The following is a 9,030-nucleotide window of genomic DNA, read 5'->3' on the forward strand; positions in this document are numbered from 1 at the left end:
CGCTTTTAAACGATCAATTTTTACTTCAACCATTGGCTTGTTATAGCTTAAATCACTATCAATCACGACAAATAATCCACTTTGCCACGCTTTAGTTTTGATCTCTTCCATTGCATCATAAAGCACTTGGTAATCTTTGGGAGAACGCAAAACCATTTGTATAGGCAAACCACCACTTGAACCTGGCAATGCTGGTAATTGGAATACAAAAATAGAATTACCTTCAACACCACCTACCTTGCCTTGTAATTCACCTTGTACCTCTGCTGCACTCCGTTCACGATCACCCCACGGCGTTAAAATAACGCCACCAATACTAGAAGCTGGTGAGCCTGTACCATTAATAATCCAACGACTTTCCATTTCAGGAATCGTTGTAAAAATATGATCAAGTTTCATATTAAAGCGCTCTGTATAATCTAAATTAACATGTTGTGGCCCCTTCACCGCTGTTAACAAATTTGCTTGATCTTCCATTGGTGCAAGCTCCTTCTGTGGCAATGTGTATAAAAAAGGTAAGCTCACAATGATCAATGTCATCAATGCATACACCACATAACGAAATCGCAATACAGCTGATAGCGCTTTGCCATAAACATACATTAACTTATTGAAAAAATGCTCAGCATACACAGCCATTCTGCTTACGTGATCTTTTGGTGGCAATAAGTATGAACTCATGACAGGCGATAATACCAATGCAATTACACCTGAAATCAATACCGAACCTGCAAGTGTCAATGCAAACTCTTTAAAGAGAGCACCTGTTAATCCTCCCATAAAGCCAATGGGCGCATAAACAGCAGCCAACGTAATTGTCATGGCTATGACTGGCCCAATCACTTCTCGTGCAGCAATGATGGATGCAATCACCGGGGATTGACCTTCATCTATGTGCCGATGAATATTTTCTACGACTACAATCGCATCATCCACCACTAATCCTATTGCAAGCACCATCGCAAGTAGCGTCAATAAGTTAATGGAGAATCCTGAAAGCAACATAATCACAGCAACGCCGAGCATCGATAACGGAATCGTTGCAATTGGAATCAACACACTTCTAAATGAACCTAAGCAAAGATAAATCACAATGATTACAATGATTAAGGTTTCGATTAATGTTTGCACAACACCATCAATCGAAGCCTGAATGAATCGTGCTGTTTCAAAAGACAAATTCGCTTCAACACCTGGTGGTAATGTTTTTTCAATATCTGGTAACAACTGCTGAATACCATCTACAATGACCAAAGGATTACCACTGGGCGATGGAAAAAAACCTAAATAAACCGCAGGTTTGCCATCCATAAAACCACTCGTTAATTTAGAAGCGGACGTTAATTCCACATGGCCAATATCTTTAATGCGAATCACACCATCTTCATGTGTAGCCACCACCATCTCTTCAAATTCTTGCGTGGATGTTAAATCCGAATTTACACGAATATTCGTGATGGTATATTGCCCATCCACCCGCCCAGGTGCAGATTGATAGTTATTCGCACGAATGGCATTGGCAACATCATGGGCTGTTAAGCCTTTACCTGCTAATAAATCTGTATCAATCCATAATCGCATTGCCAATGATTGTCCACCATAAATTTGGATTTTGGCAACGCCTTCAATGCTCGTAAATATTGGCTCAACCACTCGGCTAATATATTCTGTTAATTCTGCTGTTGGCAAAGTTTCACTTGCAAATCCAACATAAGCAACCGCTGTAGCATCACCCGCTGATCGCTCAATCACAGGATCATAAGCTTCTTTCGGTAATTTGTAGCGGACCTCATTCACTTTCGCCATAATCTCCGTCAAAGCTTCAGTAGAATTAGCATTCAGCTTCATTCGCACAGTGATTAAACTCATACCATCTGTTGAACTTGACGTTAAATAATCAATACCTTCAACAGATGCGATCATTTGTGCAATAGGTTGTGTGACGAAACCCTGCATCAAATCAGCCGTTGCACCAGGATATTGCGTCGAAATTGTGATGGTAGATGTTTCAAGCATTGGGTATTCTCGAATTGGTAGTTTTGTCAATGAGAAAAAACCGACCATCAAGAAAAGGGCGCTCACTACTAATGCTAATACAGGCCGACGAATAAATATATCTGTAAAGCGCATCCTTAATCCTCCGTCTTTCTCTGATCTTTTGGCAACGTAAACTGAAGCGTATCGCTTTCTACTATTTCGATTAAAGAGTTATTTTCTAACTTATGCTGACCTGAAATAACCACCTGATCACCCACATCAATCCCTTCAATCACCTCAACCCAAGCACCGATACGATCACCTATCGTCACTCTACGGCGTTCCACTTTACTAGGATCTTCCTTGCTAACGATAAAAACAGAATGACCATAAGCCGAATAGGCAATCCCTGTTTCAGGAATAATCACAACCTTGCTTTTCAAGGGACTTTCAAGCTCTGCTTTAATATACATACCAGATGTAAGGTGAGTTTTGCTATCCAGAATGTCTGCTTGAATCGCCAATAGCCCTGATTGATCGATCCAAGGATCAATTGATGTAATTACTGCATCATATTCTCTATTTGGGTCACCATTATGAATGACAACATGTTGCCCAACTGACAAATGTGAGAGCGTTTTATCATCTAATGTAAAATTTGCAAATAACTCATCATCATTAATTAAGCTAACTATTGCTTGCCCATTAACAATAAATTCCCCTAAATGAACACGGCGAATACCTACGCGGCCTTCAAAAGGTGCAACAATTTTCTTCTGCTCAATCAATGCATCCACTTTATGAATTTCACTTTCTACCATTTTGAGCTCAGCCTCAGATTTATCCAATTGCTCCCGGCTCCCTGCTTTTTGCTCTGCTAATGTTGTAAATCTTTTAAGTTGTTGAACTGCTAGCTCTCGTTGTGCTAATAAACGCATTTTCTCTGCTCGTTCAATATCATCATTCAACTGAATTAATACATCGCCTTTTTGCACCCAATCACCAGAATTAAAATGAATCTCTGTGATTTGCCCGCTCACTTCTGATGAGACCATCACTTGATGCTTTGCTTCCACAGAACCAATACCTGTCATTTTTTTGGCAGATACAACTTCCATCGCAGGCAGTACAGCTACTTGTGTCGGATAACTTACCCAGCCTTCATCCTTTTTATTACCTAACCAAACATAGCCACCAGCACACACCACAGCGATGATCAACCCAATTAATACCCATCGTTTCATAAACCAATCCTTATACCATTTGACATTTTGTCAGATGCGGATTATAAAACCTAAAGTTAACTTGAGGTCAAGCGGATAATTTACTTATGAATCAACATGTTCCTAAATATGATACAAATAGAATGATGACAGTGGGCGAAGTTTCTAAAAGAAGTGGCATTCCCATTTCCACCATCCATTTTTATGAAGAGAAAGGCTTAATCAAAAGCACACGCAATAGTAGCAACCATCGTCGTTTTCCTTCGTACGTTTTACGCTACATTGCTATCATTAAAATTGCACAGCTCACAGGTATTTCTTTAGAAGACATTAAACAATCTATTGGCGAATTCCCTACTGATCACAAACTTACTAAAGAAGGCTGGGAAAAAATATCTACACAATGGAAAGCAGATTTAGATCGCCGCATTACCTATTTAACCCGTTTGCGCGATGAATTGAATGATTGCATTGGTTGTGGTTGTTTATCTATGGATCGTTGCCCACTTCGTAACCCTAACGATATTTTGGGTGAAGAAGGTGCAGGCGCAAGGATTTTAACTCGCCCTTTAGATGAAGATATATAATCACTTTAACTGAATCAGGTTTATTAGATGATGCCATTAAAGTACTGCAAACCATATATGACATCAAAAATGATAAGCATGGCTGGCATTTAGAGGATAAAGAAGTGGCTTATCAATGTGCTCTCGGTAGTGATACTCAAAATTTCATTATCGATCTTTGCCCATAATACGCCTATTATCATCATGATTTTTATTAACTAAAAAATAATCATATTTAATATTTATATGATTTAATTTTTTGTCAAACATTATTTTAATAAGAATATATGATGAAAATACGATACAAAAGCCGATTTAATGGGAGGCTATTATGAAAAAGATACTATTCATATCTGTAGCTTTAGTATGTAGCACAGCCGCTGCCGAAGATATTCGGCAATATGTCTCAGCTAAAGGCACTGTTATTCGTATGGAAAACAAACTCAGTTCTACATATGGTAACTATGGCTTCGGAAGATCTAAAGATAAAACTTTGGGTGGCTTTCGTGCGGCATATGGCCTTGATTTCCCAATAGCTGTTACTAATGGGCATTTACGAGGTGAAATAGAATATGGTTACAATTCTAAATCTAAAATTAATGGTAGATTTCTGAATAATGCACCTGTTTCTAACCAAGTCAAAACACAATTCATTATGCTCAATGCATACTATGATTTTACCAACAGTACAGATTTTACACCATATGTTGGTGCAGGTATTGGTTATGCTCGTTTAAAAGCTAATAGCCAAGTTGATTACCAATCATTTAGTAAGAAAAAGAATAATTTTATTTGGAATCTAGGCGTTGGTGTTGCTTATGAAGTCACACCTAATATTTCATTAGATGTTGGCTATCGATATGTAAATTATGGCAAAGTCAGTTCAGCCACGAATATTTACAGCCGACCCGTTAATGCCCGTTCTAAGCTAAAAGCTCATGAATTCAATTTTGGTATCCGCTATACTTTTTAGCTAAATATCAGTCAATATCAACCACTACAAGCTCCTCACCATTAATGGGGAGCTATATTTTTCACAAAAAACTCATCTAATATTCCCAAAATATAACTTTATATATATAATAATTACATCAAGTTATATTTTGAGGTTCATATGAAAACAGCATATATCGTTCAAACATTCACAAAACAAAGCAATGGGCAATCATCTAAATTATTTAATGATCCTGCTGTGCAGTGCAATTCTGCAGAAGAAGCCATCAATCGTGCAGAGCGTTTCTCTGAAATGCGTGCTGGCGTATTGGCAATTTCGCAAGCTTACGATGAAACAACAGGTGATTATGGTGAAATGAAAGTCCTTGCACATTATGGTGAAATCCCAGAAGGTGCTTTGGGATATGATGATTGATCACATGAACGACAAAAAGGCGCATCCAGCGCCCTTTTTGTTGGGTTTATTTCTAAGAATTATCTTAGCTATAAATCTGACTATTATTATCCAAGAATTCTTTGGATTTTTCCTTCATACCATCTGCAATCTTTTGCTCTAAGAATTCACCTGTTTGATCTTTTAAGCGAATGTCTTGGGAGATTTTCATACTACAGAATTTAGGGCCACACATTGAGCAGAAATGTGCAACTTTTGCACCTGCCGCAGGCAATGTTTCATCATGATATTCACGCGCTCTTTCAGGATCTAAACCTAAGTTGAATTGATCTTCCCAACGGAATTCAAAGCGCGCTTTCGATAAAGCATCATCACGTTGCTGTGCATTAGGATGACCTTTTGCTAAATCCGCCGCATGCGCTGCTAATTTATAAGTAATAACGCCCACGCGCACATCTTCACGATTCGGCAAACCCAAATGTTCTTTTGGCGTCACATAACACAGCATCGCTGTGCCGTACCAACCAATCATCGCCGCCCCAATCGCTGATGTAATATGATCATAACCCGGCGCGATATCTGTCGTTAATGGCCCCAATGTATAAAAAGGTGCATCATCACAATGTTTTTCCTGCATGATCATATTTTCTTTGATCTTGTGCATTGGAATATGTCCCGGCCCTTCGATCATCGTTTGCACATCATGTTTCCAAGCAATTTTTGTTAATTCACCCAATGTTTCCAATTCAGCGAATTGCGCTGCATCATTTGCATCTGCAATTGAGCCTGGGCGCAAGCCATCACCCAATGAGAATGCGATATCGTATGCTTTCATAATGTGGCAGATTTCTTCAAAGTTCTCATAAATGAAGTTCTCTTTATGATGCGCCAAACACCATTGAGCCATGATTGAACCACCGCGAGAAACAATACCTGTCACACGTTTTGCGGTCAATGGAATGTAACGAAGTAGAACACCTGCATGAATTGTGAAATAATCTACGCCCTGCTCTGCTTGCTCGATTAACGTATCGCGGAATACTTCCCACGTTAAATCTTCTGCGATGCCGTTTACTTTTTCTAAAGCTTGATAAATTGGCACTGTACCAATTGGCACAGCTGAGTTACGAATGATCCATTCGCGTGTTTTATGGATGTCTTTACCTGTGGATAAATCCATCACGTTATCCGCACCCCAACGTGTTGCCCATGTCATTTTTTCCACTTCTTCTTCAATGGAAGAAGTCACAGCTGAGTTACCAATGTTCGCATTGATCTTCACATGGAAATTTTTACCAATAATCATTGGCTCAGATTCAGGGTGATTGATATTGTTAGGAATAATTCCGCGCCCTGCTGCCACTTCATCACGCACAAATTCAGGTGACATTCCTTCACGAATCGCGATAAACTCCATTTCAGGTGTAATAATACCTTTACGCGCATAATGCATTTGTGTCACATTCTGCCCTGCTTTTGCTCTGAGTGGTTTACGTTTTAACCCCGGAAATGAGCCTTCAAAGTTACGTGGGTCATTTAAATCTTTATAGCCATTATCCACTGCTTTGATTTCACGTCCGTCATATTCCTCCACATCGCCACGTTCCATAATCCAATTACGGCGAAGTGCAGGCAAACCTTGTGTTAAATCGACGGTGTAATTTTTATCTGTATAAGGTCCGCTTGTATCGTAAACGCGGAAGGGTTCATTCTGCTCGATGATTTGGCCTTTGCTATCCAAAGTTGGATCTAATGTGATTTCGCGCATTGGCACACGAATGTCAGGGCGAGAGCCGATCACATAAACTTTTTGGCTACGAGGAAAACTGGATTTAATCTCAATTTTGGTGGTTGTTGTCATTAAAACTCTCCATATCATTATGGTGTAAATAAAAACGAGAGTCTGGCAACGTAATGAATGTATGAACGAGCAGAATGGCAAATTAAACCCATAAAAAAACCTCGCCCTCACAATCGTGAAGACAAGGCTCATCTATTCGTTCGGATATACTTCCCTACGCTGGTATGAGCCAGATCAGGTCCAAAGGGTTTAAAAGCACATTCGCCTTAATCTCAGCCCACAGCGTGGACACCCCCAGTGAAATCTGCATTACTTATAACTTTTATTAATGATAAATGCAAATAATCTCAATATTCAATATCCTCAGCTGCGCAATCATGCACCATGCATCCCTTTTATTAAAATTGTTTATTTTGCCCAATTAGGTTAGCATTGCATGCTTTGATCTATGTCAACTTTTGCACGGCTGTTTCTAGGAAATTCATGAAAAATACGCTTATCACATTGGCTGAAATTCATTATGATTTAGGGCTCATCGGACACAATGAATATTGTGAACGTATCGACGTAGCACTTTGGTTATCTGGGCAATATGACTCCGAAGACCCAAGAGAATTACCTCAAGGTTATCCTGCAACCCAACAAACAACACTTAAAATTCAAGGTCATAGCAGAATTTTAATTCATCCACAAACACAAGAAAAATTTCTATGTATGGGATCTTGGATTTTTATAAAAACAGAAGCTGAATCTTATCCATCAGTTCCGTTTGGTTATTATAAGAATCCTAAGCAACAATGGCCAAAACTTGATCCTTATACAGGTCGAGTTTATACCGCAAAATATCAAGAAGATATTTCACAGCGTTTATCAAAAGTAGATTTAGAAAAACTATGGCTCGATGAAGAACTCAAAAGTCTATGCCGAGAAATTACCGTTTGGTATCAAGAACAATTTAGATCTTACACCTTTCCTGTTCGTAATCATCTGAGAATGCCTAAAAGTCATTATTAAAATTATTAACTTAAGAATAATTTGTGCCATTATATAATTCATAAGGAATATCACTCATTAATGAGGAGGAATAACTATGGCACAAAAAAAACTGAATGTTGTGGTTTTAGGTGGTGGCGTTGCAGGATTTGAATTCATCACACGCGCAGCTCAACATCCTGACCATCAACATCTCAACTTTATTCTTATCGATAAAAGCCATTTACACATTTGGAAACCAATGCTGCATACTTTTGCTGCTGGTAGTCAATCACCAGATGAACAAAGTATCCCATTCCTTTCACAAGCCAAACGCTGTGGCTATGTTTATCAGCCAGGTGAAGTTATAGATATTGATCAACAACAAAAGAAAGTAACTTTAGCGGCTTATTATAATGATGAAAATACAGAAATTTTACCAGAGCGATACATAGATTACGATTATCTAGTCGTCACATTAGGTAGCCGTAGCAATGATTTTAATACAAAAGGTGTCAAAGAATTCGCATACGTTGTTGATGACTTACAGGCTGCATTAAAATTCCAAAAAGACTTACAAGATGAAGTGATAAAAGCTGCAATTTTGAAAAAGGTACACCATCTCATTATTGTAGGAGCAGGTGCAACAGGTGTTGAACTTGCAGGTGAAATTATCCAGCAATTACAAGCTGCTTCTAGCTATTCTAATGAAGATTTTACGCAATATATTGACTTAACGCTAATAGAAGCAGGCGATCGTGTTCTACCAACATTTAAACCTAATATCAGTGAAAATATTCGCCAATCTATGGAAAAAATAGGTATTCGCGTCCTATTAAATTCCGCTGTGGAAGAAATCACAGCAACCAGCGTTACGCTCAAAAGTGGTGAGGTTTTCCAATCTGATCAAGCCGTATGGACTGCGGGCGTTAAAGCCCCTGATGTCTTAACGAAGTTCAAAGATGTTGAATTATCTCGAATTAATCAGTTAGCAGTGAATAAGCATTTTCAGTTACTGAATGATCCCAATGTATTTGCCATTGGTGACAGTTCATTTGTTAAAGATTCTCCCCTAGCGCCTACTGCACAAGTTGCCTCTCAACAAGCTGTCTACTTAAGCAAAAACTTTTCTGCTATTGTGGA

8 protein-coding genes and 1 riboswitch are annotated in these 9,030 nt (G+C 38.7%); of the genes, 5 read left to right on the forward strand and 3 right to left on the reverse strand.

The features are described 5' to 3' along the window. Nucleotides 1-2,130, reverse strand: a 2,130-nt coding sequence (locus tag BZK14_RS06260; RefSeq protein ID WP_077925692.1) for an efflux RND transporter permease subunit, incomplete at its 3' end; no start/stop codon positions are given. Between the two features lie 2 nt (nt 2,131-2,132). Beyond that, nucleotides 2,133-3,221 carry an efflux RND transporter periplasmic adaptor subunit gene (locus BZK14_RS06265; protein WP_077925693.1) on the reverse strand — a complete coding sequence of 363 codons (1,089 nt, stop codon included), beginning with the start codon at nt 3,219-3,221 and terminating at the stop codon, nt 2,133-2,135. An 86-nt stretch (nt 3,222-3,307) separates the two neighbouring features. Here BZK14_RS06265 and soxR point away from each other — a divergent pair, with 86 nt between their 5' ends. The 3 genes from soxR (at nt 3,308) to BZK14_RS06280 (ending at nt 5,135) form a co-directional block, all read left to right on the forward strand. Beyond that, the gene (gene soxR / locus BZK14_RS06270; protein WP_077925694.1) at nt 3,308-3,787 is read left to right on the forward strand and encodes a redox-sensitive transcriptional activator SoxR; all 480 of its coding nucleotides are present in this window, start codon (nt 3,308-3,310) and stop codon (nt 3,785-3,787) included. A gap of 310 nt (nt 3,788-4,097) precedes the next feature. Continuing rightward, complete coding sequence (locus BZK14_RS06275) at nt 4,098-4,739, forward strand: outer membrane protein (RefSeq protein WP_077925695.1); 642 nt, start codon at nt 4,098-4,100, stop codon at nt 4,737-4,739. 141 nt (nt 4,740-4,880) lie between these two features. Beyond that, a complete protein-coding gene (locus BZK14_RS06280; RefSeq protein ID WP_077925696.1) occupies nt 4,881-5,135 on the forward strand; it encodes a hypothetical protein in 255 nt (84 codons plus the stop codon). 64 nt (nt 5,136-5,199) lie between these two features. Here the strand turns inward: BZK14_RS06280 and thiC are convergent, their stop codons facing one another. Beyond that, the gene (thiC, locus tag BZK14_RS06285; RefSeq protein ID WP_077925697.1) at nt 5,200-6,975 is read right to left on the reverse strand and encodes a phosphomethylpyrimidine synthase ThiC; all 1,776 of its coding nucleotides are present in this window, start codon (nt 6,973-6,975) and stop codon (nt 5,200-5,202) included. Between the two features lie 134 nt (nt 6,976-7,109). Beyond that, a riboswitch (TPP riboswitch) is annotated at nt 7,110-7,221 on the reverse strand. 177 nt (nt 7,222-7,398) lie between these two features. On the opposite strand from thiC, the gene BZK14_RS06290 reads away from it, so the two are divergent. Further along, a complete protein-coding gene (locus BZK14_RS06290; protein ID WP_077925698.1) occupies nt 7,399-7,929 on the forward strand; it encodes a hypothetical protein in 531 nt (176 codons plus the stop codon). A gap of 76 nt (nt 7,930-8,005) precedes the next feature. Next, nucleotides 8,006-9,030 (forward strand): NAD(P)/FAD-dependent oxidoreductase (locus tag BZK14_RS06295; protein ID WP_077925699.1); only part of this gene is annotated, 1,025 nt, incomplete at its 3' end.

The organism is Wohlfahrtiimonas larvae (assembly GCF_002006755.1).
In the GTDB taxonomy this organism is placed as follows: domain Bacteria; phylum Pseudomonadota; class Gammaproteobacteria; order Cardiobacteriales; family Wohlfahrtiimonadaceae; genus Wohlfahrtiimonas; species Wohlfahrtiimonas larvae.

Bases quoted from the DNA above. Each gene is read 5' to 3' on its own strand.
- BZK14_RS06265 (WP_077925693.1), bottom strand. From the start codon at position 3,221: ATGAAACGATGGGTATTAATTGGGTTGATCATCGCTGTGGTGTGTGCT.
- soxR (WP_077925694.1), top strand. From the start codon at position 3,308: ATGAATCAACATGTTCCTAAATATGATACAAATAGAATGATGACAGTG.
- BZK14_RS06275 (WP_077925695.1), top strand. From the start codon at position 4,098: ATGAAAAAGATACTATTCATATCTGTAGCTTTAGTATGTAGCACAGCC.
- BZK14_RS06280 (WP_077925696.1), top strand. From the start codon at position 4,881: ATGAAAACAGCATATATCGTTCAAACATTCACAAAACAAAGCAATGGG.
- thiC (WP_077925697.1), bottom strand. From the start codon at position 6,975: ATGACAACAACCACCAAAATTGAGATTAAATCCAGTTTTCCTCGTAGC.
- BZK14_RS06290 (WP_077925698.1), top strand. From the start codon at position 7,399: ATGAAAAATACGCTTATCACATTGGCTGAAATTCATTATGATTTAGGG.